The organism is Ligilactobacillus murinus, assembly GCF_003288115.1.
In the GTDB taxonomy this organism is placed as follows: domain Bacteria; phylum Bacillota; class Bacilli; order Lactobacillales; family Lactobacillaceae; genus Ligilactobacillus; species Ligilactobacillus murinus.
Map to the genome: position 1 here is coordinate 562,498 of NZ_CP023565.1, position 26,615 is coordinate 589,112.

Annotated in this window: 43 protein-coding genes and 1 tRNA gene; 34 read left to right on the plus strand and 10 right to left on the minus strand. The window is 38.0% G+C overall.

Annotation, left to right across the window (positions count from 1 at the left end; genetic code table 11):
- Nucleotides 1-7: 7 nt before the first annotated feature.
- From rbfA to CPS94_RS02790, 8 genes are all read left to right on the plus strand, one after another.
- Nucleotides 8-373, plus strand: coding sequence for a 30S ribosome-binding factor RbfA (gene rbfA / locus CPS94_RS02755; RefSeq protein ID WP_004047989.1), 366 nt, complete (start codon nt 8-10; stop codon nt 371-373).
- Between the two features lie 85 nt (nt 374-458).
- On the plus strand, nt 459-1,364 hold the full coding sequence (gene truB, locus CPS94_RS02760) for a tRNA pseudouridine(55) synthase TruB (RefSeq protein WP_112195281.1): 906 nt from the start codon (nt 459-461) through the stop codon (nt 1,362-1,364).
- Between the two features lie 14 nt (nt 1,365-1,378).
- On the plus strand, nt 1,379-2,326 hold the full coding sequence (ribF, locus tag CPS94_RS02765; RefSeq protein WP_112195279.1) for a riboflavin biosynthesis protein RibF: 948 nt from the start codon (nt 1,379-1,381) through the stop codon (nt 2,324-2,326).
- Nucleotides 2,327-2,414: 88 nt separating this feature from the next.
- A complete protein-coding gene (gene hrcA / locus CPS94_RS02770; RefSeq protein ID WP_112195277.1) occupies nt 2,415-3,443 on the plus strand; it encodes a heat-inducible transcriptional repressor HrcA in 1,029 nt (342 codons plus the stop codon).
- A gap of 29 nt (nt 3,444-3,472) precedes the next feature.
- Nucleotides 3,473-4,048, plus strand: coding sequence for a nucleotide exchange factor GrpE (grpE, locus tag CPS94_RS02775; protein WP_056960075.1), 576 nt, complete (start codon nt 3,473-3,475; stop codon nt 4,046-4,048).
- A 23-nt stretch (nt 4,049-4,071) separates the two neighbouring features.
- Entirely contained in the window at nt 4,072-5,916 is a 1,845-nt protein-coding gene (gene dnaK / locus CPS94_RS02780; protein WP_112195275.1) for a molecular chaperone DnaK, read from the plus strand.
- A 128-nt stretch (nt 5,917-6,044) separates the two neighbouring features.
- Nucleotides 6,045-7,172: a molecular chaperone DnaJ gene (dnaJ, locus tag CPS94_RS02785; RefSeq protein WP_112195273.1), complete on the plus strand. Its 1,128-nt coding sequence runs from the start codon at nt 6,045-6,047 to the stop codon at nt 7,170-7,172.
- Nucleotides 7,173-7,257: 85 nt separating this feature from the next.
- Nucleotides 7,258-7,331: transfer RNA gene (locus CPS94_RS02790), tRNA-Arg, on the plus strand.
- Nucleotides 7,332-7,464: 133 nt separating this feature from the next.
- Here the strand turns inward: CPS94_RS02790 and CPS94_RS02795 are convergent.
- From CPS94_RS02795 to CPS94_RS02805, 3 genes are all read right to left on the minus strand, one after another.
- Nucleotides 7,465-8,562: a site-specific integrase gene (locus CPS94_RS02795; protein WP_112195270.1), complete on the minus strand. Its 1,098-nt coding sequence runs from the start codon at nt 8,560-8,562 to the stop codon at nt 7,465-7,467.
- 229 nt (nt 8,563-8,791) lie between these two features.
- Nucleotides 8,792-9,706 (minus strand): type II toxin-antitoxin system PemK/MazF family toxin, encoded by a 915-nt coding sequence (locus CPS94_RS02800; protein ID WP_112195268.1) that lies wholly within the window; start codon nt 9,704-9,706, stop codon nt 8,792-8,794.
- Nucleotides 9,707-9,770: 64 nt separating this feature from the next.
- On the minus strand, nt 9,771-10,778 hold the full coding sequence (locus tag CPS94_RS02805) for a virulence RhuM family protein (protein ID WP_112195266.1): 1,008 nt from the start codon (nt 10,776-10,778) through the stop codon (nt 9,771-9,773).
- A gap of 332 nt (nt 10,779-11,110) precedes the next feature.
- Between CPS94_RS02805 and CPS94_RS11295 the strand changes: the two genes are divergently transcribed.
- Nucleotides 11,111-11,284, plus strand: coding sequence for a hypothetical protein (locus CPS94_RS11295; protein ID WP_162626399.1), 174 nt, complete (start codon nt 11,111-11,113; stop codon nt 11,282-11,284).
- On the opposite strand, the gene CPS94_RS02810 is transcribed toward CPS94_RS11295, so the two are convergent.
- A complete protein-coding gene (locus tag CPS94_RS02810; protein ID WP_112195264.1) occupies nt 11,256-12,218 on the minus strand; it encodes a DUF6414 family protein in 963 nt (320 codons plus the stop codon). The genes CPS94_RS11295 and CPS94_RS02810 overlap by 29 nt on opposite strands.
- 139 nt (nt 12,219-12,357) lie before the next feature.
- Between CPS94_RS02810 and CPS94_RS02815 the strand changes: the two genes are divergently transcribed.
- Nucleotides 12,358-12,552 (plus strand): hypothetical protein, encoded by a 195-nt coding sequence (locus tag CPS94_RS02815; protein ID WP_112195262.1) that lies wholly within the window; start codon nt 12,358-12,360, stop codon nt 12,550-12,552.
- Here CPS94_RS02815 and CPS94_RS02820 read toward each other — a convergent pair.
- The 4 genes from CPS94_RS02820 to CPS94_RS02835 are packed head-to-tail and all read right to left on the minus strand — an operon-like array spanning nt 12,542 to nt 15,129.
- Nucleotides 12,542-13,123, minus strand: coding sequence for a TIR domain-containing protein (locus tag CPS94_RS02820; protein WP_112195260.1), 582 nt, complete (start codon nt 13,121-13,123; stop codon nt 12,542-12,544). The genes CPS94_RS02815 and CPS94_RS02820 overlap by 11 nt on opposite strands.
- A 2-nt stretch (nt 13,124-13,125) precedes the next feature.
- Nucleotides 13,126-13,620: a DUF4231 domain-containing protein gene (locus CPS94_RS02825; protein WP_331250497.1), complete on the minus strand. Its 495-nt coding sequence runs from the start codon at nt 13,618-13,620 to the stop codon at nt 13,126-13,128.
- A 39-nt stretch (nt 13,621-13,659) separates the two neighbouring features.
- Nucleotides 13,660-14,766 carry an ImmA/IrrE family metallo-endopeptidase gene (locus CPS94_RS02830; protein WP_112195256.1) on the minus strand — a complete coding sequence of 369 codons (1,107 nt, stop codon included), beginning with the start codon at nt 14,764-14,766 and terminating at the stop codon, nt 13,660-13,662.
- On the minus strand, nt 14,767-15,129 hold the full coding sequence (locus CPS94_RS02835; protein ID WP_112195254.1) for a helix-turn-helix domain-containing protein: 363 nt from the start codon (nt 15,127-15,129) through the stop codon (nt 14,767-14,769).
- 284 nt (nt 15,130-15,413) lie between these two features.
- Between CPS94_RS02835 and CPS94_RS02840 the strand changes: the two genes are divergently transcribed.
- From CPS94_RS02840 to CPS94_RS02855, 4 genes are read left to right on the plus strand one after another with little or no spacing between them, the layout of a single operon-like run.
- Nucleotides 15,414-15,581 carry an XRE family transcriptional regulator gene (locus CPS94_RS02840; RefSeq protein WP_153551268.1) on the plus strand — a complete coding sequence of 56 codons (168 nt, stop codon included), beginning with the start codon at nt 15,414-15,416 and terminating at the stop codon, nt 15,579-15,581.
- Between the two features lie 3 nt (nt 15,582-15,584).
- The gene (locus tag CPS94_RS02845) at nt 15,585-15,905 is read left to right on the plus strand and encodes a hypothetical protein (RefSeq protein ID WP_112195250.1); all 321 of its coding nucleotides are present in this window, start codon (nt 15,585-15,587) and stop codon (nt 15,903-15,905) included.
- Complete coding sequence (locus CPS94_RS02850; RefSeq protein WP_112195248.1) at nt 15,893-16,612, plus strand: phage antirepressor KilAC domain-containing protein; 720 nt, start codon at nt 15,893-15,895, stop codon at nt 16,610-16,612. Before CPS94_RS02845 ends, CPS94_RS02850 begins: the two co-directional genes overlap by 13 nt.
- A 20-nt stretch (nt 16,613-16,632) precedes the next feature.
- Entirely contained in the window at nt 16,633-16,983 is a 351-nt protein-coding gene (locus CPS94_RS02855; protein ID WP_162626400.1) for a DUF771 domain-containing protein, read from the plus strand.
- 140 nt (nt 16,984-17,123) lie between these two features.
- On the opposite strand, the gene CPS94_RS02860 is transcribed toward CPS94_RS02855, so the two are convergent.
- A complete protein-coding gene (locus tag CPS94_RS02860; protein WP_112195244.1) occupies nt 17,124-17,333 on the minus strand; it encodes a hypothetical protein in 210 nt (69 codons plus the stop codon).
- A gap of 289 nt (nt 17,334-17,622) precedes the next feature.
- Here CPS94_RS02860 and CPS94_RS02865 point away from each other — a divergent pair, with 289 nt between their 5' ends.
- The 10 genes from CPS94_RS02865 (at nt 17,623) to CPS94_RS02905 (ending at nt 22,116) form a co-directional block, all read left to right on the plus strand.
- Nucleotides 17,623-17,805: a helix-turn-helix domain-containing protein gene (locus CPS94_RS02865; protein ID WP_112195242.1), complete on the plus strand. Its 183-nt coding sequence runs from the start codon at nt 17,623-17,625 to the stop codon at nt 17,803-17,805.
- Between the two features lie 6 nt (nt 17,806-17,811).
- On the plus strand, nt 17,812-17,991 hold the full coding sequence (locus CPS94_RS02870) for a hypothetical protein (RefSeq protein WP_112195240.1): 180 nt from the start codon (nt 17,812-17,814) through the stop codon (nt 17,989-17,991).
- Between the two features lie 78 nt (nt 17,992-18,069).
- The gene (locus tag CPS94_RS02875) at nt 18,070-18,384 is read left to right on the plus strand and encodes a hypothetical protein (protein WP_112195238.1); all 315 of its coding nucleotides are present in this window, start codon (nt 18,070-18,072) and stop codon (nt 18,382-18,384) included.
- 3 nt (nt 18,385-18,387) lie between these two features.
- Nucleotides 18,388-18,612, plus strand: a complete 225-nt coding sequence (locus CPS94_RS02880; RefSeq protein ID WP_112195236.1) for a hypothetical protein — start codon at nt 18,388-18,390, stop codon at nt 18,610-18,612.
- A complete protein-coding gene (locus tag CPS94_RS02885; RefSeq protein WP_112195234.1) occupies nt 18,609-18,821 on the plus strand; it encodes a hypothetical protein in 213 nt (70 codons plus the stop codon). The genes CPS94_RS02880 and CPS94_RS02885 overlap by 4 nt, the downstream gene beginning before the upstream one ends.
- A complete protein-coding gene (locus tag CPS94_RS02890) occupies nt 18,814-19,860 on the plus strand; it encodes a recombinase RecT (protein WP_112195232.1) in 1,047 nt (348 codons plus the stop codon). Before CPS94_RS02885 ends, CPS94_RS02890 begins: the two co-directional genes overlap by 8 nt.
- The gene (locus CPS94_RS02895) at nt 19,850-20,686 is read left to right on the plus strand and encodes a PD-(D/E)XK nuclease-like domain-containing protein (protein ID WP_238145377.1); all 837 of its coding nucleotides are present in this window, start codon (nt 19,850-19,852) and stop codon (nt 20,684-20,686) included. Before CPS94_RS02890 ends, CPS94_RS02895 begins: the two co-directional genes overlap by 11 nt.
- Before the next feature lie 9 nt (nt 20,687-20,695).
- Entirely contained in the window at nt 20,696-20,839 is a 144-nt protein-coding gene (locus tag CPS94_RS11300; protein ID WP_162626401.1) for a hypothetical protein, read from the plus strand.
- 66 nt (nt 20,840-20,905) lie between these two features.
- Nucleotides 20,906-21,853, plus strand: coding sequence for a hypothetical protein (locus CPS94_RS02900; protein WP_112195222.1), 948 nt, complete (start codon nt 20,906-20,908; stop codon nt 21,851-21,853).
- The gene (locus CPS94_RS02905; protein WP_112195220.1) at nt 21,850-22,116 is read left to right on the plus strand and encodes a hypothetical protein; all 267 of its coding nucleotides are present in this window, start codon (nt 21,850-21,852) and stop codon (nt 22,114-22,116) included. The genes CPS94_RS02900 and CPS94_RS02905 overlap by 4 nt, the downstream gene beginning before the upstream one ends.
- 157 nt (nt 22,117-22,273) lie before the next feature.
- Here CPS94_RS02905 and CPS94_RS11415 read toward each other — a convergent pair whose 3' ends face one another.
- Nucleotides 22,274-22,417, minus strand: coding sequence for a hypothetical protein (locus CPS94_RS11415; protein ID WP_167397195.1), 144 nt, complete (start codon nt 22,415-22,417; stop codon nt 22,274-22,276).
- A 108-nt stretch (nt 22,418-22,525) separates the two neighbouring features.
- On the opposite strand from CPS94_RS11415, the gene CPS94_RS02910 reads away from it, so the two are divergent.
- From CPS94_RS02910 to CPS94_RS02940, 10 genes are all read left to right on the plus strand, one after another.
- Entirely contained in the window at nt 22,526-22,726 is a 201-nt protein-coding gene (locus CPS94_RS02910) for a helix-turn-helix domain-containing protein (RefSeq protein WP_331250491.1), read from the plus strand.
- Nucleotides 22,723-23,127: a RusA family crossover junction endodeoxyribonuclease gene (locus CPS94_RS02915; RefSeq protein WP_112195218.1), complete on the plus strand. Its 405-nt coding sequence runs from the start codon at nt 22,723-22,725 to the stop codon at nt 23,125-23,127. The genes CPS94_RS02910 and CPS94_RS02915 overlap by 4 nt, the downstream gene beginning before the upstream one ends.
- A 384-nt stretch (nt 23,128-23,511) precedes the next feature.
- Nucleotides 23,512-23,667 carry a hypothetical protein gene (locus tag CPS94_RS11305; RefSeq protein ID WP_162626402.1) on the plus strand — a complete coding sequence of 52 codons (156 nt, stop codon included), beginning with the start codon at nt 23,512-23,514 and terminating at the stop codon, nt 23,665-23,667.
- Nucleotides 23,664-24,050, plus strand: a complete 387-nt coding sequence (locus tag CPS94_RS02920) for a hypothetical protein (protein WP_112195216.1) — start codon at nt 23,664-23,666, stop codon at nt 24,048-24,050. The genes CPS94_RS11305 and CPS94_RS02920 overlap by 4 nt, the downstream gene beginning before the upstream one ends.
- Nucleotides 24,051-24,114: 64 nt before the next feature.
- Complete coding sequence (locus CPS94_RS02925; RefSeq protein WP_112195214.1) at nt 24,115-24,579, plus strand: ArpU family phage packaging/lysis transcriptional regulator; 465 nt, start codon at nt 24,115-24,117, stop codon at nt 24,577-24,579.
- Between the two features lie 286 nt (nt 24,580-24,865).
- Complete coding sequence (locus CPS94_RS11310) at nt 24,866-25,003, plus strand: hypothetical protein (protein ID WP_162626403.1); 138 nt, start codon at nt 24,866-24,868, stop codon at nt 25,001-25,003.
- Complete coding sequence (locus CPS94_RS11420) at nt 25,003-25,170, plus strand: hypothetical protein (RefSeq protein ID WP_167397196.1); 168 nt, start codon at nt 25,003-25,005, stop codon at nt 25,168-25,170. Before CPS94_RS11310 ends, CPS94_RS11420 begins: the two co-directional genes overlap by 1 nt.
- A gap of 246 nt (nt 25,171-25,416) precedes the next feature.
- The gene (locus CPS94_RS02930; protein ID WP_112286364.1) at nt 25,417-25,770 is read left to right on the plus strand and encodes a hypothetical protein; all 354 of its coding nucleotides are present in this window, start codon (nt 25,417-25,419) and stop codon (nt 25,768-25,770) included.
- Nucleotides 25,746-26,117, plus strand: a complete 372-nt coding sequence (locus CPS94_RS02935; RefSeq protein ID WP_076150347.1) for a hypothetical protein — start codon at nt 25,746-25,748, stop codon at nt 26,115-26,117. Before CPS94_RS02930 ends, CPS94_RS02935 begins: the two co-directional genes overlap by 25 nt.
- Nucleotides 26,118-26,370: 253 nt before the next feature.
- Nucleotides 26,371-26,583, plus strand: coding sequence for a hypothetical protein (locus CPS94_RS02940; protein WP_112195203.1), 213 nt, complete (start codon nt 26,371-26,373; stop codon nt 26,581-26,583).
- Nucleotides 26,584-26,615: the final 32 nt, after the last annotated feature.

The following is a 26,615-nucleotide window of genomic DNA, read 5'->3' on the forward strand; positions in this document are numbered from 1 at the left end:
AATTTGAATGGCACAACATTATCGTGTGGGTCGGTTATCACAAGAGATCCAAAGGGAAGTCAATGATATTTTGACTAAGCGTGTGCGTGATCCTCGAGTACAAGGCGTGACGATCACGGGCGTAGAAGTGACAGGTGACTTGCAACATGCAACGATCTATTACAGTACATTATCTAATTTGGCTTCTGATGCTGAGAAAACACAGATCGGTTTAGATAAAGCAACAGGTTTGATCAGACGTGAATTGGGTCAACGCTTGCGTATTTATGTAACGCCTGAAATTAAATTTGAACGGGATGAATCAGTACGTTACGGTGATCATATCGATGAGCTTTTAAGTAAGCTACACCAGCAAGAAAGTAATCCTTATTGATCGATCATGATTTAAAAATTATGTGTAGATAAAAAGAAGCTGGAAAAATTTTCTAGCTTCTTTTTTTAGAAAAGAGAGGTAAAAAATGGACGGGATCCTTCCTTTGAATAAAGATCGTGGTATGACGAGCCACGATGCAGTTTTTAAATGCCGGAAAATTTTTAAAACACGTAAAGTTGGACATAGTGGCACACTTGATCCCAATGTTGATGGTGTTTTACCGATCTGTGTCGGTAGAGCAACTAAAGCAGTCAATTATTTGATGGCATCGGGAAAAGTTTATAAAGGCGAGATCATTTTAGGTTTTGCAACAGAAACTGAAGATCTGGATGGTGCAGTTGTTGCCAAAAAAGCTATCGAACGTCCTTTTAGTCAAGAACAGATCGACCAAGCAATGGCTCAGCTGACCGGTGAGATAATTCAGATCCCGCCGATGTATTCGGCAGTCAAGGTCAATGGTAAACGGCTCTATGAATACGCACGTGCCGGGCAAAGTGTTGAACGTCCTAAAAGAATGATCACAGTCGATTATTTTAAGCAGACTAAGCCAAGCACATATGATGCAGTTAAAAAACAACAGACGCTTTATTTTGAAGTCGGTTGTGGTAAAGGGACTTATGTTCGGACTTTGGCGTTAGATCTAGGCGAAATTTTGGGTGTCCCAGCTGTAATGTCAGATCTGACACGTTTGCAAAGTGGGGGCTTTGATCTAAAGAAGAGTGTGACTCTTGAACAGCTGATTAATGCTACTCCAGAAGAACTAGAAACTTACCTTTATCCACTTGAATATGCTTTTCAAAGCTATCCGAAAGTTATCCTAACTGAACAACAGTGGCAAAAGGTTAAAAATGGTGGCTTTTTACCAGCCAATATTTTTAAAGATAAGACGACAAAGATCTTGTTGATGTATGGCGATAAAGCACGGGCACTTTATTATTATGATGATAAAAAAGACGTTTTTCGTTCAGAACAAATGCTTGATCTAGCTTAAAGAAGGTAACAGAGATGAAAGTTATTGAATTAGCTGAACCATATGCTAAAAGTGAGATCTATCCCGAACAGATCGTCTTAGCCCTAGGTTTTTTTGATGGAGTCCATCGCGGACATCAAGCGGTGATCAAGGCAGCTAAACAGCAAGCCCAAAAAATGGGTGTCAAGCTAGCTGTGATGACTTTTGATCGGCATCCTAGTGCTATTTTTCAGCAGCGTGACCCACAAAAGATCCAATATTTGACGACGATCGCCGAAAAATTAGCATTGTTTGAAACATTTGGAGCAGATATTGCCTATGTGGTCAAATTTGACGAAAAGCTTGCTTATTTAAAGCCTCAGGAATTTATCGATAAATATGTCGTTGGTTTAAATGCAATAGGTATTACTGCCGGTAGCGATTACACATATGGGCCTCATACAGTCGCTAATATGAAAAATCTGCCTAAATATGCTAAAAATAGATTTGAGATCCAGACTGTCGAGCTACTAAAAGAAGATGAAAAAGTTGGTTCAACTGGGATCAGAGAAGCTCTAGCAAATGGCAAAGTTGAACTTGCAGACCACTATTTAGGTTATGTGTACCAAACGACTGGGAAAGTGGTGCATGGCTTTGAGCGTGGCCGACAGATAGGTTTTCCAACGTTGAATATTGAAACGAGCCCTGCCAAACAATTGCCAGCAGTAGGGGTCTATGCCGTTGAAGTAGGATTGGATGGTAAACGATACCACGGGATGGCTTCGATCGGCTATAATGAAACTTTTGGTGATGACCTAGCTAAGACGTTAGAAGTAAACCTCTTTGATTTTTCTGCGATGGTCTATGGCAAAAAAGTAACGGTCTATTGGAAAAATTATTTGCGTCCAATGGTGAAATTTAATAGTATCGCTGAATTGATCGCGCAATTAGAGGCTGATAAACAGCATTCTGAAGCGTTACTTAATGTTCAAAATGAAAATTAGCACTCTGCTTGACAGATTGCTAAGAGTTGTGTATATTAATAATTGACTTAGCACTCCAGAGTGTTAAGTGCTAAAAGAGGTGATCGTAGTGTTGACTGAGCGACAGTTATTGATCCTTGAGGCTGTGATCCGCAATTATACAGAAGCGGGGCAGCCGATCGGATCGAAGACTTTACAACAACAATTACCGGTCCATGTGAGTTCAGCGACCATTCGTAATGAGATGGCGGTTCTCGAACAGCAAGGATATATTGCAAAGGAGCATTCAAGTTCAGGGCGGATCCCTTCACTTAAGGGGTATCGATATTATGTCGATAATTTGATGAAACCTAGCAAACTTGATCGTAATGCTTTGTATGATATTCGCAACTCTTTTGGAAATGAATTTCAGAAGATCGATGAGATCCTAGCGACTTCAGCTAAGATCTTATCCGATTTGACAAGTTATACTGCTATTTCGCTCAAACCTGAAGCTAAGGATCTACGCTTAGAAGGTTTTAGACTTGTAGAGCTTGGCAATCAACAGGTAATGGTGATTTTAGTAACAAGTGACGGTACCGTTGAGAGTCAGACTTTTACGATGCCAAGTGGGATAAGTGGCAGTGAACTCGAAGCTGTTATCCGTCTGATCAATGATAAAGTCGTTGGTCTGCCACTAAGACAGGTGATCGTCAGGCTTAATGAATGTTTGCCCCTTTTGAATCGTTATTTACATCAACCGGCTGGTTTCATCGATGTTTTTGGTAATATCTTGAGCCGTGCAGCTAAGGAACAGGTTTATGTAGGGGGGAAGATGAATCTTTTGGATTTTTCCAAAGATGCCTCACTTGAACAGATAAAGTCGCTATATTCTCTAGTTGATCAAACGCAAGGGATCGGCAGTTTGGTGGACTCAACTAAAGATGGGATCTCCATTAAGTTGGGTGATGAACTACCAAGCATTTTGCTACAAAATTACAGCTTGATCTCTGCTACTTTTGATGATGGTAACCATGGACAGGGAACGATCGCGATCCTAGGTCCGACAAATATGCCATATTCAAAAATGATCGGTCTGATCACGGTTTTCCGCGATGAACTGACTAAGAGAATAAATGACTATTATCAAAAATTTTAAATTGATTTTATAGGAAAAGGGGTGTTGATGTGGCAGAAGAAGAGATCAAGAATGCTGCAGCAGAGCAAACAGCACCGGATGAAACTGAAGTAAAAAATGATTCAGTGGATGATCCAAAGAAAGAAGAAGCTGTTGATGAAGTCACAGCTTTGACTGATCAGTTAGCTGAACTGCAAAAAAAATATGATGAATTAGAAGATCGCTATTACCGTTCAGAAGCGGAAATGGCGAACATGACTAAGCGTTTCAAAAAAGAACAAGAGCAACTTCTTCGTTATGAAGGTCAAGATCTAGCACGTGATATTTTACCAGTTGTCGATAATTTAACACGTGCCTTGCAAACAGAAGTTGAAGATGCTGGTTCAAAACAACTCAAGCAAGGGATCGAGATCGTTGCAAGAGATCTCGACAAGGCCTTACAAAGTAATGATGTGACAAAGATCGCTTCGTTGGGTGAAGAATTTGATCCGACGAAACATCAAGCGGTCAAGTCAGTACCGGTCGAAGAAGGACAAACGCCTGAAACGATCGTCCAAGTCTTACAAGAAGGCTATATGTTAAAAGATCGCGTCTTACGTCCAGCAATGGTCGTTGTCGCACAATAATTTTGTAAAAGGGTGAATTTTTAATGTCAAAAATCATTGGTATTGACCTTGGGACAACTAACTCAGCAGTTGCTGTTCTTGAAGGTAAAGAAGCAAAAATTATTACAAATCCAGAAGGTAACCGGACAACTCCATCTGTTGTTTCATTTAAAAATGGTGAAACTCAAGTTGGTGAAGTAGCTAAACGTCAAGCGATCACTAACCCAAATACGATCAGCTCGATCAAGCGTCACATGGGTGAAGCTGGTTATACTGTAGATATCGAAGGTAAAGAATACACACCACAAGAAATTTCAGCAATGATCTTGCAATACATCAAAGAATATGCTGAAAGCTACTTAGGTGAAGAAGTTACTCAAGCTGTTATCACAGTTCCAGCTTACTTCAATGACTCACAACGTCAAGCTACTAAAGATGCTGGTAAGATCGCTGGTTTGAAAGTTGAACGTATCGTCAACGAACCAACAGCAGCTGCTTTAGCTTATGGTTTGGACAAACAAGACAAAGATGAAAAAGTTTTAGTCTTTGACCTTGGTGGTGGTACATTTGACGTTTCCATTCTTGAACTTGGCGATGGTGTCTTCCAAGTACTTTCTACAAACGGTGATACAAACCTTGGTGGGGATGATTTTGATAACAAGATCATCGATTGGTTAGTAGCAGAATTCAAGAAAGAACATGGTATTGATCTTTCAACTGATAAGATGGCAATGCAACGTCTTAAAGATGCTGCTGAAAAGGCTAAAAAAGATCTTTCTGGTGTAACTTCTGCACAGATCTCCTTACCATTTATCACAGCAGGTGAAGCTGGTCCATTGCACTTAGAAACAACTTTAACACGTGCTAAGTTCAATGAATTGACACATGACTTGATCGAAAGAACTAAGATCCCTGTACGTAATGCTTTACAAGATGCTGGTTTGACCAACGCTGACATCGATGAAGTTATCTTAGTTGGTGGTTCAACCCGTATCCCTGCAGTTAAAGAAGCTGTTAAAGCTGAAACTGGTCATACTCCAAATGAATCTGTTAACCCTGATGAAGCTGTTGCTTTAGGGGCAGCGATCCAAGGTGGGGTCATCACTGGTGATGTTAAAGACGTTGTTTTACTTGATGTTACTCCATTGTCACTTGGTATCGAAACAATGGGTGGCGTCTTTACAAAATTGATCGATCGCAATACAACGATCCCAACATCTAAGTCACAAGTCTTCTCAACTGCTGCTGATAACCAACCAGCTGTTGATATTCACGTTTTACAAGGTGAACGTCCAATGGCAGCTGATAACAAGACTTTAGGTCGTTTCCAATTAACAGATATTCCAGCAGCTCCACGTGGTGTTCCTCAGATCCAAGTTACATTTGATATCGACAAGAACGGTATCGTAAATGTATCTGCTAAAGATCTTGGAACTAATAAAGAACAAAAGATCACGATCAAGAGTTCATCTGGTCTATCCGATGAAGAGATCGATCGTATGGTCAAGGAAGCTAAGGAAAACGAAGAAGCTGACAAGAAGCGTAAAGAAGAAGTTGATCTACGCAACGAAGTAGATCAATTGCTCTTCCAAACGGATAAGACGTTAGAAGAGATCAAAGGCAAAGTGTCTGATGACGAAGTGAAGAAAGCTGAAGATGCACGTGATGCATTGAAGAAAGCGCAAGAAGAAAATAACGTCGAAGACATGAAAGCTAAGAAAGATGATTTGACAAAGATCATCCAAGACATGTCAGTCAAACTTTACCAACAAGCACAACAAGCTCAAGGCCAAGCTCAAGCTGATGGTGCATCCGCTAGCGAAACCAACGCTGCTGATGATAACACAGTAGATGGCGACTTTAAAGAAGTCGATCCTGACGATAAATAATCGTTACAATGGCTAAATGAAAAGTCAAAGGCCCTTTGTGGACTTTGGCTTTTTATTTTTAAGCAGTTATGTTAATCTAAATTTAAGTGTAATTGCACGGCAAATAACCAATTATTTGGAGGAGAAACATGGAAAAGAATCCTTATGATGTCTTAGGTATTTCCAAAGATGCATCTGCTGATGAGATCAAGCGCGCTTATCGCAAACTATCAAAGAAGTATCACCCTGACTTAAACCATGAAGCTGGGGCAGAAGAAAAGTTCAAAGAGGTAAACGATGCTTATGAGATTTTAAGTGATCCGCAGAAAAAGGCTCAATTTGATCAGTTTGGCTCGACTGGAGCTCAAGGCTTTGGCGGTGCTGGTCAAGGCTTTGGTGGCGGTTTTGAAGGTGGTTTCGGTGGTTTTGACGATATTTTCAGTTCATTCTTTGGCGGCGGTGGTGCTAGTCGTTCACACACAGCTCCGCGTCAAGGTCGTGATCTGCAATATGAAATGAACTTGACCTTTGAAGAAGCAATTTTTGGTAAGACGACTGAAATTGAATATACTCGTGAAGAAGATTGTGACACATGTAACGGTACTGGTGCTAAACCAGGAACATCACCTGTAACTTGTTCGCATTGTGGTGGTCGTGGTTTTGTTCAAGTCGAGCGCCAAACTCCACTTGGGCGTATTATGACACAACAAGAATGCGATGTCTGTGGTGGTACTGGAAAAGAGATCAAAGAAAAGTGTACTACATGTCATGGTTCTGGTCATATCCGCAAGAAGCATGCAGTTGAAGTCAAAGTGCCAGCAGGGGTCGAAGATGGCAATCAAATGCGCTTACAAGGTCAAGGTGAAGCAGGTGTAAATGGTGGTCCATACGGCGATCTCTTTATCGTCTTTAATGTTGCGCCAAGTGATACCTTCAAACGTGATGGCTCTGAGATCTATTTAGAACAACCGATCACATTTGTGCAAGCTACTTTAGGAGCTGAGATCCCAGTTAAGACTGTTCACGGAGATGTTAAGTTGAAGATCCCAGCTGGAACGCAAACGGGAACGACATTCCGCTTACGTGGTAAAGGGGCACCGAGATTGCATGGAACAGGCAATGGTGATGAACGAGTTACAGTGAAAGTTCAAACACCAAAGAGTCTAAATAAACAACAAAAGATCGCATTGAAAGCTTTTGCGGAAGCTTCAGGTGATGAAGTTGCTGATGAAGGCAATTTCTTGGATCGCTTAGTTAAGGCATTAAAAAATGAGTAAGATCACAAGATAAAAATTTATAAATTTTATCTGAAAATGATTGACTTTAGTTATAAAAAGACGGTATAATTAACTTCGTTGCGATGGTCTGGTAGCTCAGTTGGATAGAGCAACGGTCTTCTAAACCGTAGGTCGTGAGTTCGAATCTCACCCGGATCATTTTAAATGAAGTTAATACCAGTTAAGAAAAGGCAAAACGTTGTTATATCAGCGTTTTGCCTTTTCTGTTTTATTGGAAAAACAGTTAAAAACAGTAGGAATTTGAAAAGTTGTTGCACAAATGTTGCACAAATTACTCAGCCAGCAAAGCGAGATTTTTCTTGATCTCACTTATTTGTGTTTGCTGATATTCATGGATAAGATAGGCGTAGGTATCAGTCGTAGTAGATAGATCCGAGTGGCCTAATCGCTTAGAAATAACAAAAATATCTATTCCTTTGCTAAGCAAATAGGCAACGTGTGTATGACGTAACGAATGGAAGTGAAAGGACGGTTTCTTGATCTCAGCTTGTTTTAAGAGCGCACGTAATGTATTATTTGCAGCCGCTGAAGTTGGGATCTGACCACGTGCATTTTCAAATACCATGTTACTATTATTTTCTTTGAGTTCAGCTAACCAATCAAGCAATTGTTGTGTTACGTTTACAGTCCGATTAGATGAATCATTTTTCGTTGCTTTAAAGCCACCACCACTTTGATAGTCCCAAGTCTTATTGACTGTGATTGTTTGACGTTGATAATCGATATCGTCCCAAGTAAGCGCCATGATCTCACCAATGCGCATTCCAGTCATGATCGCAGTTAGGATCATATAGCGAGACGTATAGCGCTTTTGACGCCCGTTTAAGCAAAGATCAGTTAATCGCTTGAGTTCGTCAAGTGAGAGGTAGTCTATCCTTCTAGTTCTTGCAGGGTCGAATACAAGTTGGATATTTTCAGTGAAGTTTTTTCGGATGATCTCGTCGTACATAGCTGAGCTAACACAAGCTTTGATCATTGCATGCATGATCCGAACGGTATTTTTTGAGCGGTTCGTACCGTATTGATTTAGAAAGACTTGATAATCATGACGAGTAATGTCTTGGATCGCAATGTCTTGAAAGTACTCGTTGATCTGTCTTATTGCAACTTCATATCGTTTTTGAGTTGAGTGCTTTGAAGTGGGTTGCTTATATACTTCATACCAATTTGCAAAATACTCAGAAAAGGGGATCTTCTTTTGTTTGATATTAACGCCTGTAAATAATTGTTGCTCTAATTCAACTGCGTACTGACGGGCTTCGTTTTTTGTTTTGAATCCACCTTTAGATTTTTGCTTTAGTACGCCATTTTTATCACGCCAAGAAACTCGAACATGATAGCTCTTACCACGTTTGACGATACTTGCCATTTATATCATTCCTTTCTCGAATATATGTTCTTTTATTGTGTTTTTAAAACCCGCCACTCGGACGGGAATACTTTAATTTTTCAGGACATAAAAAGAGAGCACTAACACCAATATGATGATGTTAGTGCTCTCGCTCCCCACTCGGAGCAATATATAAAAGACCTAATAGGTCAGTAGGCATTCCTACTTTCATTTACATCATCTCATATAATAATATAGGTGTCAATCATTAAATTGTATCCAATAGCTTAGATTTTATTAACGCCAAACTATCTTTTGATATGGAAATATTTCCAGAAAGATAAGAAAATTTTGAAACTCTGAGTTTGCTTAGGGAGCGAATCTCACTTACGTTGACATAAGAATGATTGCTATATTTATAGATTTCATCACGTAATTTTTCAGCATTTTTGATTTCGACTTCAAGATTTATTAATGAATCTGCAATTTCTATAAGCGTGTCTGTGTAGGAGACGAGCTTAAATAAATCTGGAAAAGTCATCCAAGAATTTATTTTTTTGATAGCAGCTATAAAATTTTTATCTTTTTGAATAATTACTGCCACCTCTTTAGAATTAAAGTAGTTATTCTTTTTGTGTTTAATGACAGGAGAATAATCAATATGATTTTCCTCCAAAAACTCAATAGTTTCTGAAGATAGTGGGAATGTTTTTTCAGAAATATACTTTTTAATACAATTAGTTAAATTGATTAGAATATTATTCTGCTCCTTTTTTAAATTGGATATTTTATCTTTAAATAATTTTTGGGCACCCAGTAAAGGTTCGTATCCTAAATCAACATAACCCTTGTGATATTTTGACGATAGTGGAACTGTAATAATATTTTTATGATATTTGTTATCATTAGAAGATAGAACAACAGCCAAGTGCATACCTGCCATTTCGTTTCCGACAGTGACACCATAGTCAACCATAACGATGGTTCCTTGTTTGAACTTTCTGTAATATTTAGGGAGTTTGTTATCTAATTCTTTTTTTAAAGAATTTCCGTAAAATTCCATCCAATTAGGTAATCTAGAAATTTTCCAATTTTTAGCGTCTCCGTTATAGTAGACTGAATTAAATTTTTTCAGTTTATTCTCTTTTTCCTCGTGTGTAAAAGTGCGGTTATAAGTAGCCAAAATTTTATCCCCTTTTTTATGTGTGTATTCCAGCTTTTAGAGTCATCAGTATTTGGACTACACGCTATTTAGGATCGTCTAGCATATGTTTAATCTGCTTATCAAAATCAGAAGTGATTTTTTGTGTCTTATTGAAGATATCATATTCATCTGAAGCTTTTTGTTGAGCGTCTTTCATAGAAATAGAGCCATGTCCTTCAAGGATCCTGTATTCTCTAAATTCTAAAAAACGGTCAATGCTAGTAGCAAATTGTTCCATTGTGAACGTGTTACGTCGCTCAATAAGATCTTCCACGTAATCAAAGTAGCCAGTAACGTTTCTTTCTAACTGTTTGATCTGCTTTTCGTCTAAATAGTTTTTAGCGATCTTAGTGTCAGATTTAAGGATCCTGCCATCTGGAGCATTTTTCCAAGTCGTAAGTCCCATGTGTTCTTTATTATGATCAGCGGTGTGATAGATTATCTCGGCTGCGGTCTGACCAGTAATAGCATAGTGGAACTTATTTTGAACATTGGCATAGAATCTATGTGTGATAGGACTATTTTTATCGTAATCAACACTGATTTCAGCAAAAATGTCAGTGATCTTTTGCCAAATTCGTCGCTCACTAGCTCTGATGGATCTAACACGTTCAAGAAGTTCATCAAAATAGTCTTTACCTAACAGCGTTTCACCTTGCTTTAGTCGTTCATCATCAAGTACAAATCCCTTGATCATGTATTCCTTAAGCGTTTGGGTAGCCCATTGACGAAAATGAGTTGCTTGGATCGAGTTAACACGATAGCCGACAGAAATTATCACATCAAGGTTGTAATAATTGATATTGCGAGTTACATCATGACCACCTTCATTTTGAACTATTCGGAATTTCCGAATAGTTGATTCCGGAGAAAGCTCCTCAGTGGAATAGATTTGTTTTAGGTGTTCATTGATCGTGGAAACACTTTTTCCAAATAGTTGTGCGATGGACTTTTGACTTGCCCAAATAGTTTCTTGATCTACAATAACGTCAATAGTTACATTGCTATCATCTGTTTTATATACTAGGAACTTCGTAGGTAGGGTAGACATATTTGTAACTCCTTTCTGAATTTAATAAGGGGGCGCCGTGCCACGGAGGGGGACGGCGCCCCCTTTAGGCTTAGTCCTTGCCTTCTTTAAGTAAATAGAGTAAAATTAAAATCAATACGATATAGTTCATGGTTCTGTCACCTCCTCGGGAGCGAAACACCACGTTTTACGTGGTAAAATTCGCGTACGTGGAGGTGACAGAACCTTTTTGCTATTGTTGCCAGGACTAAGCCTAAAAAGGTTTTCTTTAGGGATGTATACTGGAACGTAGATTTATTTGCAAGCTAATATGCCCATATAGTACAATGCAGTTGAAGGAGGGACTTGAAGCTATGAAAATCAAATATAAAGATTTGTTAGAAAATTATACTAAATTATCAGAAGAAGTCTCTCGAGGGACGGGTAGAGACAAACAAATTTATAATGAACTACATGCAAAGTACTTAGATGCTACTCAGCCAAAAGTTAAGAAAAAAATTATTCGAAATAAATCGCCAAGGGTTTAATAAGTAATGCATTATCATTTATTAAATCAAAGCTAGTCAATATCATGTTTGACATAGCATAGCTTAATTTACCAACATCGGTTGGATTGAAAGTGCTGAAGAGTTCTTCTGGATTTTCTCTCTTAAACCTGTTTTCTGCAATTCCAATGATAGTTGCTTTACGGTTGGTGTTAGTTAGCATGCTTAGTTGCGATTTATTCATCCTAAAGTTTGAACTCTTAGCATATGCAGCAACTGTAGGTCCTTTTAATAGTAAAGTATCTTTAAAAACGGTGGAGCCAAATGACGATAAGGCGTGCAGTGAATTAATTCCTTCTTCTGAACTAGAATTGATTTTCTTTAGTTCTTTTATCTCTGCTTGAGCTTCATTTATTTGGTTTCTAATAATAGTACTATTGGCTTTCTTACTTTGCTTTTTTAAGTATCTAACTTTCTGTTCTAACTCATTAATTCTTTGAGATTCATCTGTATATGGAAAAAATTGATTTAAAAAGTCAGGGTCTATTATTGCAGATAAGTGCTCAAAATCTAATATGTCTAATTTTATGGTAGACTTAATGACCTCTCCAAGTTCTGCTGAATCAAGATCTTTTTGCAGTAGGTCAGAGTTTGCTAATTCACTTTCTAAAACTTCTACTGCATAATCACTATAAATGGATTCTGTAGTGGTTCCAAGATTATTAGTATTTGAGCTAGAAGTACTTTCTTTAGAAGTCTGACCAGCTGAAGATTCAGCTTTTGCAATGCCTAAACCACTAAAGCCCCCGCCGAGTTTATGATCTGCGGAAAAACTATGACCTGTGGTTGCTGTAGAACTAAAGTTATCAGTTTTTTTGATAGCAGTTTCAAGACCTTCATGAAATTGTGCTAGCAAAGAGTTGACTTCTGTTGTGTCAATATAGATATATTCACGTAAATATTTTTCCTCTGTCATAATCAATAATCTCCTAACCAATATATTTCAGCTTTTACCGTCATCAGTGTTTGGACAATTCAACTTGTAATAGAAGAAAGTATTGTTAATTTATTCATGTTTATTATATAATCATGTGCGAGGAGGGAGTGAACATGGAGTGTGTAAAAAAATTAGAGTAGTAAAGAAAAATATACCAGTTACAGCTTATCAGACAACAAAGCATGTTGATATAAAAACCTTAGAGGGTATAATGCATGCAAATCCAGGGGATTGGATTTTAACAGGCCCTAAGGGAGAGCGCTGGCCAGTCAGGAAAGATATTTTTGAATTGACTTATAGAATCATTGATTAGTAGGAAAGACCCTTATTTTATTTGCAATAGGATCTTTCCTTTTTGAGTATGCAAAATCAATATAGAAGTTTGGATTAGTGATAAAGTCGTCCCATCTTACTAGTACACAATATCGATCTTTTTCACCCCAAGAACACTTTGAATTAGGAATATAATAGTTATAATTGAATTCCCGTATAGTAGTATCATTATTTATATTAACGAATTCATGATACTTGCCACAAGCACTACAGAGGTGCTCACCTTTGTAAATAGAGTTGTACATATTAGGTAATACTATACCCAATATTCCATTAGGTTTATCATATAGGGAAGCCTGCAGTTCTCTTTTGATAAATGTTTGATTTTCATAAACATTATTTTCAGCACTGTTAGTTCCAATTAGAACTAATGTAACGGTAGAATCGTTTAAATGATCTTCTCTAATTTTGCGCATAATGTATTCTTCATTGTTTGAATTGATAGGTTCGTTCAAGGATTTATCTATTACATCTAGTTGATCAATTTGTTGGATATAATTTTTGTATGCGATATCTTCAGTTTTGAAAGAGATAAAACATTTATGAGACATAACTAAGCATCCTTCTTTCTTGCATTTGTTAAATTGGTCCAATTTAAGTTTTCGTTTGAAATAATACTCTCGCAACGTTCAACTAGTGTTTTAAAACAGTCTGTGCCCGGAGTGTTATATACTCCTGTTTTTGTTAAGTACATATACTTTTCCTTTTTTAGAAGTTCGCAAATCTCTCTGTATTGAATCCATTTTTCATGAACTTTTGTGAGAGATAAGATTCCTTCTAAAACTGTTAATAAAAATCCAAAAAAAGATATTAATTTTAAAATACTTGGATATGTTAAAACCAATCCAGTAAGAAAAGGAATGGAGGCAGTGAGCAGTAGTTGCAAAACCCTAAGTCCATAAAACCATTTTTTATGTGCTGCGCTTTTTTCGTCGTACCAACTAATTTGCGCATCTAATCGTCCTTTTAAGTAATCTTTTTCTGAAATAATACCATCCCCTTTAACGTCGTCAGTGTTTGGACAAAAAGTTTTATTATCTATGTTTATTTAAGGAATATAGTTGCCTGTTGTTTAGTTAAGTAAATTTTAGAAAGGCAAGTCGTCCTCATCAACAGGCAAATCAATTTTATTTTCCAAAATTTTTGCACAGTAAAATATGGATTTAGATCCACATATGTGGCAAAAACGAGCGTTTGGAGACAATACAGTCTCACAAGGTGATTCTGGAGGAGCGAGAGGATATACAACATTTTCGGATAAAATTCCACTGCAAGTATTTCTTATTGGTGCTCCGCAAATACTGCAAAAATTTTGATCGTTGTCAAGTTGTTCATTATTACATCTGATACACTTAAGTAGTTTTCCGTTTTGATCAGGTTCATAGTTTTCATAAATCATAATATTACGCCCAAACCTTTCATTTAAGACAAAATCTTCATTTATTGGAAAAATATCAATATTTTGAGAATCGCAATGAGAGCAATAATTTCCATCTGTTCTAATTAAAGACAAAGCATAGCATTTTTTACAGTAAGCCAAAAATCCATTAAACCATAGCGGAACATAATTATTTTTTAAAGTTTGATATTTCCTAGGTAGTAGAGAAAAATTTAGCTTTTTCTTTGTAGGCCACCCCCAATAACGTTGGTTTTTAAAAATGCTGAGAGAGATTTTTGCCACTTCTTTAGATACATCGAATTTTTGAGACAGTGATTCTATAGTATCGTTAATAGTTATCATTGGGGTAGGGAGTAGAAAGCATTGTGCGAATGTATTGGCCTCAACTTCGTAAGATCCATAATTTCGTTTTTCTACGTATCCATTACGTGCAATACATGTGACAAAGGGAGGTTCTAAAATAATATGTCCAATTTCGTGAGCTATGGAGAATCGTATACGCCTATTTATATTTTGTGTATTATCATCATTGTAAATAATAATACGTCCATCATTATTACTCATTTTTATTAAGGCGGCATCATTTGAACCATCAGCAAGATTATCTTTTACCCATTCACTGTTCGTCTTCATTCCTTTGCTATTAAGCAAAGCTGACATGTCAGCATACGACAATAATTTCACATTCTGAAATCCGGAAACAAATTTTATTAAATCAAAAGGAAAAAATTGTACTCCATATTTTTCAAGGGTTTGTATAGCTTTATCTTTTACAAATTTCCAACGAACATCCATTTATTTAGAAGACTCTCCGCCAAATATATCTTTAAAAACAGCATCCATAACATCATTTAACTGATCAAGTTGCTTGTCATCGAGCTTAGTTGCCTTCCTTGCAATTTTTTGTAATTTGGGTCTATCATCTACATCTGATTTTTTTTCAAAGCCTTTGTTATCTTGATTTTCCTTTCTGCCCAACAAGTAATCGGTAGATACATTGAAATAATCGGCCACTTCTATTAATTTGGTTGAATTAGGGGCAGATTTTTTCCACTTATATAGATAATTTTTGCTGAGTCCAAGATCTGCTTCAACGTCTACAATGCTTTTACCCCTAGAGTCTGCAAGATTTTTAATTCTATCAAAAACTGTTTCCATAATAGCCTCTCATCTTTTTTGCCAAAAAAGGCAATTTTGTTATTGACATCTACCAAAAAAGGCAATATACTATTCTTGTAAGTTGATGATGCAAGTAAGAACAGCAAAAATTTAATCGGTAGATGACAAGCTTTTATTAAAATAAACAAGTTTATTTTGTAAGCTTATTTATTTATGCTCTTAGTCTACCAATTAAGATAGAAAGTGTCAACTTAAATTAACCTAAAAGGTAGGTGGATATTTTGTCAGACTTAACTTACAAAGAGAAGATGACGATTCAGCTAATGAGAAACAAGAGAGCTGGATTAAAGCCGGCCAATCAAGCAGATATAGCTCGACGTTTTGGGTTGAGCAGAATGTACACATATTCTGTAATTGCAGAAAGTCAAAAAGGACCTAAATCAAATGAATGGCGCAAAAAATTCGCTGCATATGCAGGGATGGAGGTGTAACCGATGATTATCACGATCAACGAAAAAGATTTGCAACGTATGATAGATGAACGAGTTGATGAGCGACTTCAACGAGCTAATCAACCAGTTTATTGCAAAGGCTGGTTAGAGCTAAGAAAAGACATCGCTGACTATTGTCACTTGACAAAGTATCAGCAAACCAACAGAAGTTTTGCAACGCTTCAGAGTTTTATTTATTCAGCAATCAAGTTCTCGTTAGGTATCAGCCGTTTGTCTGAGATGTCAGATGCGCAAGCAGTGATTGCGAGAGAAGTATTTGAATTTTTAAAAGAAAAGAGAGGTCAAGCAGAATGGATGAGTTAATCAAAGTAACAGTAAAAAATGATCAGCAATTAGTAAGTGCAAGAGAGCTACACAAGGGTTTGAAACTCAAAAAGCATTTTGGCGATTGGGTAAAACAAAACTTCAAAGATTTCTATGAAAACGAGGATTATACATGTGCACCTCAAAGTGCATATGTCCAAATCGGTAATGGAGCAACCAGAAAAGTAGATGACTACGCTTTGACTCTAGACATGGCAAAACAACTTTGCATGATGAGTCACACAGACTTAGGTCGAAAATACCGCAAGTATTTCATTGATCTAGAACGTAAGTGGAATGATCCGCGAGAGGTCGTTAAACGTGGATATGCAATCTTACAGAATGAGAATACACAGCTCAAGCTAGAAAATGATCAAATGAAGCCCAAAGCGTTATTTGCCGATGCAGTATCAGTCAGCAAGACAACGATTCTTGTTAGTGAACTTGCAAAGATATTGAGACAAAACGGTGTAGATATCGGTGCTAATCGCTTGTTTGCTTGGATGAGAGAAAACGGATATTTGATCAGTAGAAAAGGCACTGATTGGAACATGCCAACGCAACGATCGATGGAGTTGGGGTTGTTTAATATCAAAGAAACGACGATCACGCACTCAGATGGACATACGACAATCAGCAAGACGACAAAAGTGACTGGTAAGGGACAGCAGTATTTTATCAACAAATTTTTGAAGGATATTGCTTAGTTTTGAAGGAGATGAAAGAAATGCAAACAGCTAAGATGAGCGTGCAAGCTTTTCTTGATGAGTATATCAAGAAAGTCGTGAAAGATGAGTTATCAAAGTCCAGAAGTGACCAGAATACTCAAGTCCTTGGTGAAACTTGGACGCTCGATGAATTTCGTAAGAAATGTTGCTTTGGAAAAGATCGTGAATGGGTGAAGTTGTTCATCTTTTCTCGATTCAAAGATGAGATCGTGCTAGGTAAGCCAGGCGGATGGTTGAAGCCTTCAAAAGGCAAAGGAAGCCCGTATGGGATCTATGCAGTTGAAGCCTGTAAATGGATGCAAGAGAATCGACATCTAATCAATTGGGATGCAAAGTTGCCAAGGAGGTGAGAGTGATCAAACTGATGATGTTGCTAGCAATATTGATCGTAGTTGATGGTCTGTGCCAACTAGCAAAAGATAAATTTAGATAATCAATCGATATGGTAGCTCTAAGCCAGGCTTGAACTAAAAAAGAGCCAAATGGCTCTTTAATGGATAAATTTACCGAACGAATCAGCACTTTTGGCAATTTCTGTAGCAAATTTTGGTGCAGAAGCGAGTGATACAGCTTTAGCCATATTGTTCACATGTTTCATAGCTGCATCAACTCCTTCTAATTTTGTTAAACCGTTAACTGCCGAGAACTTGGCTTTTACACTAGGTGTTTCACCAAGACTGGTAAATGCATTAGTCTTCAATGTTGTTATCGCTAGGTTTTTTATCCTAACTTCTAACAGTTTCCTGTTAGTTCAGCATACCTGTTCAACTCAAAGAGTTGTCGGGCGCTCGTGGAGTAAATACTCTATGCGTTGCACCTTCAAGAACCATAGTTCAAGCTTGGCTCAGGGTTACCATATCTAAAAAGACTTAGGCTTTCCTTGAATTCACCCGATACTCAACCTGTATCGCTACAGGAAGGGGCAAATTTATCTGAGTAGATTATATCGCAATATTTTGCGGTGTGCAATACGTAAAGAAGGTGAAATAATGTGGCAAAAAGTGATAATCAAGCGTAAAGAGTTAGGGTACTCGAATTATAAATTAAGTATGCTCACTGGTATTCCGGAAAGTACACTACGAAGCTATAAAAAAGGAGTTGAGCCGTCATTTAAGAATATGTGTAAGATCGCAGATGCATTGAAAGTTGACATTGGATATTTCAGGAGGTGAGATTAGATGAAATTTAACAGTAGCTATCTGGTAGCGATCCTGGCTGGCGTAATGCTGGCGGGCTTCTTACCGCACGAAGAATGGGTGTTTGGCTTGGCTGGCGTCCTAGCGCTGATCACGTTGGCGATTGCTAGCGCCCGGGATGCCGAATGGACGAAAGGCCTAGATTGGCTGTTCAGACCATAAAAAGGGTCGCATGGCAGTGCGACCCTGAACAAAATATTTTTCGGTTAAATTATAACACGAATTGAAGGAGATACGAAAATGAATGAATTAGAAAAAATGTTATTAGCGGCTATCTTAAAACAAAGCGTTAAAAAAGAAGACACTAAGAAAGAGCAAAAAGAAGAAGCAGAAGCAGTTAAACGAGCGTGTGAACTTTTAAAGAAAGTGGATTTAAATTTTGCAGTGCTTACCTTAAGTCCGAATACTGATTTTACAGCTACTTGCTTGATTGCGACACCAATTGACTTGTTTGTAATGCTTAATGAGTTGTTTGAAAAGCTACCTAAGGATGCACTGGACTGTGTTAAAGACATTGTATGTGCAGAGATCAATGCTAGGGATAAGGAGGACTAACGGATGAATGAATTAACGATTTCAGTAAAGTCTGCTGAAAAAACATTGAAAATGTTAGGCGCAACGGATGTAGTTATCATTGCATCAGACGGCGATGATGTGTCAGTAAAAACACCAAGGGATTCTCATGTAACTGCGAACCTGATCATGTTCGCATTAGATGGATCATCAGAACTAACAAAGGAAATTGTTAAAAATTTCTTGCTAATGGGAGGGCATTTATCGTGACACCAGATCAAATCGACGAGATCGAAACGTACAACGATCCCAACAGTTGCTATCGCTCAGAGCCTGAGTTGTTATATACCGTAACGTTGCCAGATGGTACACAACTAACACATCAGACGCAGGATGATGTCATGGCTTATGTACAAGATGAATTAGAATTTGGAATCTTAGAAGACTTTAAAGCAGTGCGGGAGGAAGAAAATGAATAATCAACTAGTAGAAATGCAAAAAGAGTTAACAGAAAAAGTTGGACGTCGAGTAGCGGTAATGGAACAGGAAGGTCTTGCATTACCGAAAAATTACAATTATCAAAATGCTTTGAAATCAGCATTCTTTGAATTAGATAAGGTGCGTGGTATCGAGAACTGCACGCAAGCATCGATCGCTAATTCTTTACTGAATATGATCACACAAGGTCTGAGTCCAGCAAAGACGCAATGCTACTTCATCGCTTATGGTAAAGAGCTACAAATGCAACGCTCATACTTTGGAACGGTCGCAGCGCTCAAACGACTTGAAGATATCGACAAGATCAGTGCTGAAGTGATCCACGAAGGTGACGTCTTTGAGATCGGATCAAATAACGAGATGGAGACGATCGTTAAAAAATTCGAGCCCAAGTTTGAAAATCAAGATAAGCCACTGATCGGAGCATTTGCGATGATCAAAAAGACTGATGGCACAGTCTCATTTACGATCATGACTAAAAAAGAGATCGATCAAAGCTGGCGTCAATCTCGTAATAAAACGAACATGGTACAACAAAACTTTAGTCAAGAAATGGCCAAGCGTACCGTACTAAATCGTGCCGCTAAAATGTTCATCAACACGAGCGATGACAGTGATCTTTTAAGCGGAGCAATCAATCAAACGACAGAAAACGAGTACGATGATGATCGCAATGAACGCAAAGACGTGACGCCAAAGGATGAACAAGCTAAGAACTTATTTACACAAGCACTAGAACAGCCACAAAAAGCGCCACAAGAGCAAAAAGAAGAATCTAAGGTAATTACACCAAAGCCAAAGGAAAAAGCGACACACAAAGCGACAGCTACCAAAAAAGAAGAACCAAAGCCAGTAGAAGCGGTCGAAGTGAAAGAAACAGCGGTGGCAAAGGAAGAAACAGCGTCAGACGAAAAAACGGACAATCTGGCCAAAGTCATTGACGAAGTGAACAACGAAGAGCCAGATGAAAACCAAACAGAACTTTTCAACCATTGGGGTGAGCCAACAAATGAAGAGTAAACCGATCGAACTGACAGAAGAAAACTACTATGCCAAAGGCACCAGTTGGCACTATATGAGTGTATCGCTATTCAAAGACTTTATGCAATGCGAAGCAGCTGCACTTGCCAAGTTGAAAGACGAGTGGCAACCCGAACGATCGCCAGTACCTCTTTTGGTGGGTAATTATGTTCATAGTTACTTTGAAAGTGAAGAGTCACATCAAAAATTTGTCGATGCAAATAGTAAAGAGATGATCTCATCTCGTGGAAAGACTAAAGGTCAACTCAAAGCTGATTTTAAAGTGGCTGATGCGATGATAAATGCGTTGAAATATGAAACAGTCTTCAAAGCATTATATGAACCGGGACAAAAAGAAGTGATCGTGACTGGTGACATTTACGGCTACAAATGGAAAGGCAAGATCGACAGCTTGAACCTAGATCAGTTGTACTTCTGCGATCTCAAGACAGTCGATGATATCCACAAAAAGCATTGGTCCAGCGCTTATAACAAGTACGATAACTTTATCGCTGATCGTGGGTATTTCATGCAGATGGCGGTGTATATCGAACTCATCAAACAAACATTCGGTGTGAGCTGTCAGCCGTTCATCTTTGCAGTTAGCAAGCAGACGCCACCAGATAAAGAAGCAATCGACTTCAATGGTGATCAAGATGTGATCTACATGGAAGATGCAATGCGTATGATCGAAGAAAATCAGGAACATATCCAAAAGGCGATGAGTGGCGAAGAAACGCCAATTCGATGCAATCACTGCGAATACTGCAGATTGACAAAGAAGATTGAATTGCCAATCCATGCCAGTGAAATCGAAATCTACTAAGGTGATCGAATGAAACCAACAGCAAAAGATGTATTGATCGACTTTGTTCTATATGCTGCAGTCGAGTCAAAGCTTACTCACGAAGAGCTAAAAGCGATTTTGAAAGAGATCGAAGAACAGCACTATCACTTGATGATCAAAAGCAAGATCTAACAACGAGCGTCAGTAAACGTTAATGCCAAACGGGTGAGAGGCCCGATACTACAGGAGGAATGAAACATGAGCAGTCTTTTATTTGATGAGCGACCATTAGTTGTACAGCCCAAATTAGCGTTTGTACTTGGTGGATCGGATGAAGCTATTATTTTGCAACAAGTTCATTACTGGGCTCAGAAAAATACGAATATCAAAGATGGCTACAGTTGGGTCTACAATCCAATGAAAGAATGGCAAAAGCAATTTCCTTGGATACCTGAACGAACATTGGCAAGAAAATTTGCTAATTTAGAAAAATCAGGTGTATTGGTCACTAACAACTATAACAAAGCGAAATTTGATAAGACAAAGTGGTACAGAGTCGATTACGACGCATTAGACAAAATGGAACATCGATTATGCCAAAATAGCATGACGAGTATGCCAGATTGTCATAATGGGGAATGCCAAAATGGCATGACCAATACCATAGACTACACAGAGACTACTACAGATATAAATAATACGTCCGAAACGCAAAACGTTTCAGACGGTGCACCTAAAAAAACGATCAAGAAGAAAGAATATAATCTTGACTCTAAAGAATATCGTTGTGCACTAAAGCTACAAGAAGAAATATTGAAAAACAAGCCTAACTTCAAGAAACCCAATTTACAAAAATGGGCTGATACTTTTAGGTTGATACACGAGAGAGATAAACGCGAATGGACAGAGATAGGTGAAATGATCTTATATGCTACGCAAGACGACTTTTGGAAAGCTAATATCTTGTCTCCAGACAAATTGAGAAAGCATTTTGATCTGCTTGAGGCACAACGAGCAAGAGATAGCAAGCCTCGCAAAAAGCAAGTATTCCAAAGAGAAACGTTACCTGATTGGGCTAAAGATATACCAGAGTCAAGAAAAAAGAGAGGGATTAAAAAAACGGACAGCGTACGGATCAATGCAGAGATAGATGCTCTGTTGAAGGAATTGGAGTTAGATGATGTTGAAGGGAGCGGAACAAGTTGATCAAAGAGTTCAGACCGATTAAACGCCCGTTCTTACCGATGCCACTAGATGTCAAGATCGAGATGAGCAACTTAAGACACGAAGGTTATAACGCTGAATTCGTGTATAACGAATGTAAGAAGCTAGTAAAGACAGGTAAGTCTGGAATTGTGTCATCTGAATTTGCAGCGCGTTGGATGGTTGGGTTTCCAAATGTATTAACAAAAGCATTTATGGAACACTGGGATCTTGATGATCCGCCAAAATACTGGACAGGAGAGTGATAACGAATGATGTATAAAACTATCACAATGGCAGATGAAACTACTTTTGTTAATTGCTTGGTTGAGCAAATTGACGATAAAAAAACACCTTTTCCAGATAACTCGTTTGTGCGAATTACCGAAAAAGGTGTGACCTATCTAGTAAATACTGACTATATTATTTTTTGCGAGATTTAGCTTGTGCTAAAGCACTACCCGCAAGAGATTTGGTGAGCTTACTAGTATGTCCACTTTTTAAGGCTTTGGATGCTTTAGTTGCAACCTTACGCGATGTCGTTTTACGACTTGAGGATTTTGCCATAAAAAATATCTCCTTTCTGTGAATTTCAAATATGAGTTTTAGGAGGCTGCATATCTGATACGACTAGCATAATACTATATTTAGTATTAATCAAGAGGTGAATACTATATGTTGTGGTTAAAAATTGAAAAAGAATTGATGAGACAAAAAACTTCAGTGTATCGACTTGCGAAAAATACGGGTATCAGTGCAACGACTTTACAAAATTACAAAAATGGTATTGAGCCATCATTTAAGAATATGTGCAAGATTGCAGACGCATTGGATGTCAGTTTAGATTATTTCAGAGAAAAGGAGCGAAAACAATGATATTGGACATTGAGCCGGTCGAACAAGCAAGACCGAGAGCAGTGAGACGTGGTAAACGCATTGGGATGTACGATCCACCAAAAGTATCAAAGTTCAAGCGTGAGTTGCGCCAACTAGCTAAAAATCGCTTTGGCGACGATCCATTCGATGGCGAACTAAGCGTCGAGATCAAATTCTATCGTCCGATTCAAAAGTCGCTATCGAAAAAAGAGAGTGATAGAAGACTCTCAGGCGAGCACAGACCGATCGTAAAACCAGATCTTGACAATTACGTCAAATCGACTTTAGATGCCTTAAATGGAGTTTTATGGGTAGATGACGCACGCATCGTTGAGCTTCATGCGTTTAAGTATTATAGCGATTCACCACGCATTGAAGTGGTTGTTAAAGAATTAGTGTAAAACTGTGGTGGGTGGGAAGTACGAAGCAAATGAAACATACTAATTACCTCCTTTATTTACAGTAAAAACTTTCTTTCAAAACTTAATTGCAAAAGCTTCGTGCTAGGGTTTTACAAATTAGGTCGGCGGTGGCTGAACAAGTGCCGTCGATCATTACCAACGACCTTGCGAGTGGGTCGCATGGCAAACAAAAATAAGACTAACTCATTGCTCAATTAAGCTCGCAGTTGATCAGCTAATGCGTTTAGATACTCACAATATGTAGCGCAGTTTAGTGATCACGTAAAACGATTTACAGCCTCGTGTGTGGACTTCTAAACGGTTCGATTCCGTTTGCGAGGCATTTGCTCAGACAATAAATAAAAATTAAGGAGACAAGAGAATATGAACAAATTCGAGCAGATGGCGAGCAAGCTGATAAGTATGCAAGAACATGAACTAGCTAAAGAGCTAGAACGGCAGTATAAGCTAGGCTGGCATGATGGACAAGAAGCGTTAGCGGTTGAAATGTTGAGCAGAATGGTAGGTGGCCACAAATGAATAAACTGAGCTTAGTTAAAACATTTAGCGGAGCGGTAACTTATCTAAAAAATGAGTATAACGACTTTGATATCTCAGCGCATAGACAAGATATCTTAAAACGGATCAAAGATGATCCAAGTGATGTTGTGCTCAGAATAGCGTGGGAGACTTTTTTAAAGGGAACACAGAAACATTATAAAGGCTCAAGACTACCACGCAAACCACGAATAGTATATATCTGGCAAGCAATAGACGCTGAAACAGGCGAAAACTATGAAGCGATCAGTGCGTTTAAACTAGCGCAAAAATTAGGTGTGACTGAAAGTGTGATCGTCAATAATCGAAGAGATAACAGAATGGTAAAGAGTCGTTACAAAATCTTACGAAAAAAAGCGCAGTGAGCAGACACCACGCTTTCCCAATAAAATTTCAACAACTAATTATAACATAAGGGAGAGCGGTCTAATGGAACTTGATTTAAAAAAGGCACAAGAATTTCAACTACAATTTGATAGAATGGAAGTCGATACGATCGAGACTGCTGCAAAAGTGCGCAAGTTCTTCAAGCAAGATTATCCAAAATTAATGCGAGTGGCTGGTGTTGGGAATAGCTTTTTAAAGTCGCCTGTGATCACTGATGAACCTAAAGCGCCCTCTTTTGGTAATAACTTAGAAGAGCGGATCGTAAAACGTGTATATGCGCAAGAAACGTTAGAACGGGTCATTGAAGCTTTAAATGCAATCAGGGATGAAAGCAAGCAAATATTGATCGCTGTGTATGTTGATGATTTAGGCGCATGGGAGATATGCGAAAGATTAGGATGTGAAGAAACGCAATATCGTGTAAAGAAGCGTAAAGCTGAAAATGAATTTGCAGATGCCTTTGAGACGTGTTGTCCATGGTGGAAAGATTTACACAAATATAAGTGAAAAAGTCTGAGAAATCAGGCTTTTTTGTATGAAAAGTATTGTATTCACGTAATGTATATAGTACAATTAAATAGTACCAAGGAGGAGGTGAGATTGATGAGCCTACTCAAGAAGCTAAAAATAAAAAAGCCTACAAAAACCAAATTAACCGTCAAAATTCATTTGGTAGTCGTAAGCTTTGAATGGCATTTTGAGTGGTAACATTGATTAGTTACCACAGGAGGGGAATTGCCCTTCCCCTTCTTGGTACTTTTAGTATAACACAATTTATCAGGAGGTTGTACAAATGAAGTTATTTGAATATCAAAAAGGTAAATTTAAGATGTCGATGTCAGTTAGAAGAACCACCAAAAAAGAAATGATCGCAAGTGGAATCGCATTGATCGTTATCGCATGTTTGGTTGCTTGGTGGGTGATGAAGTAATGGCACTGTCACAAACAGAACGCAACAAACGATGGCAAGCTAAGAACAAAGAAAAAGCTGCCTATATGCGTAAGCGATCGGTAGCAAGGACATTTATCACGAAATATGGCAAGTATGAAGATCTAGTAGAACTCAAAGAACTGCTTGATAAGAGACTATCAGAATAAACCGTTGCTTTTCCGCTGGAAATCCGCTGAAAAGCCATCGGAATAGCGTTGGTAAACCGTCGGAACATCATAGTATTATGATAGTGTTCCAAAGATGAAAAGAGCAAATTTATTCGCTATTTATTAAATAAGACAGGCTTTGATGCTTTGCCAACACGATCAAGTAAATTAGACGCTACAAGCTTACAAAGAGTATACCGAGGAGTCCATGACTCAAAAGATAGAAGTTCGGAGTATTTTATAGACATGATCAACAATGGGAAAATACCTATCTCAGGAGTTGGAAATTCTACTAAGGGTAGAGGATTATATTTTTCAGAAGCTAAGGGTCAAGCTTTATTCCATGCCAAAAAGGGCACTACGCCTCTTGTTGGAAAATGGTTACTAGATGTAAGTGGTCGAGTCTTAAATTTTAAAGACGCTGCGCCACTAAGGTCTATAGGAGACATTAAAATTGGTGTTCCTTACAAGTATATGGAATATGAATCCAATGTTGATATAATTGCCATCTTAAGTGGATATGATATTATAAAAAAAGATGCAACTATCAATGTTTTGAATCGAGGTAAATTATATTGGCTAGGATTTACAGATTATTAGTTGATGCCTATGAGTATGCGTACTTTGACTCGAAAATACGAGAATTTGTCTATAATTGTAACGAAGAAGACAGTCGTTATATTAAAGACTTTTGGGATTCATGGGAAGATACTGCCAAAAATGCATATATCGAAATTGATAATATTGATCGTTTAGTTTGTGATAGATTTCCGACAGAAGTAGCTAAACACATGAAAGATATGCTTTTTAAGGAAGCAGAAGTTATTGAGCTACCACAGGGGCAAAAAGCACCTGAATACAAGGATCCGTATAGAAAAACGGAATATGTTTCTTATACTTTTGAAGATATGGGGATGAAAGAACCTCGCGACCTAGGCAAGTCATAAAACTGCTTAAAATTAAATACGTGTGTGGGCTTGTTGGCGCACATTTAAAAGTCGCTTTTGTCGTACTGTACCTGTGATATATCTAGGTGTTTTTAAAGATACTATCAAAGATGACTATGATATAATCAAGGAACTTTTGGGTGAAGATATGCCTAACAAAAGAGTATATGATGACCTTAAAAGTAGTGGTAATAGTTATTGGAATAACTTAAACGTTGATGTTAAAAGAAGGCTAGACTTGAGGTGAAGAAGAATGAGTGAGCTTATTCCACAAGAATGTGATGTAGTTATTCTAAAAACAGGTGAAAGGGTAGGCTTAATGGATCAATTAGACGAAACTCATTTCCTTCCCGACTATGGAGTCGAAACACCTGAGCAAGAAGAAAAAACGATGGCAATGATGCTGATTTCGATTGATGATATCGAAAAAGTAGTATATAGGCATAGACCGAAGGGCAGGCTATAATGCCCTCTAAGTATACAGATGAAATAGAAAAT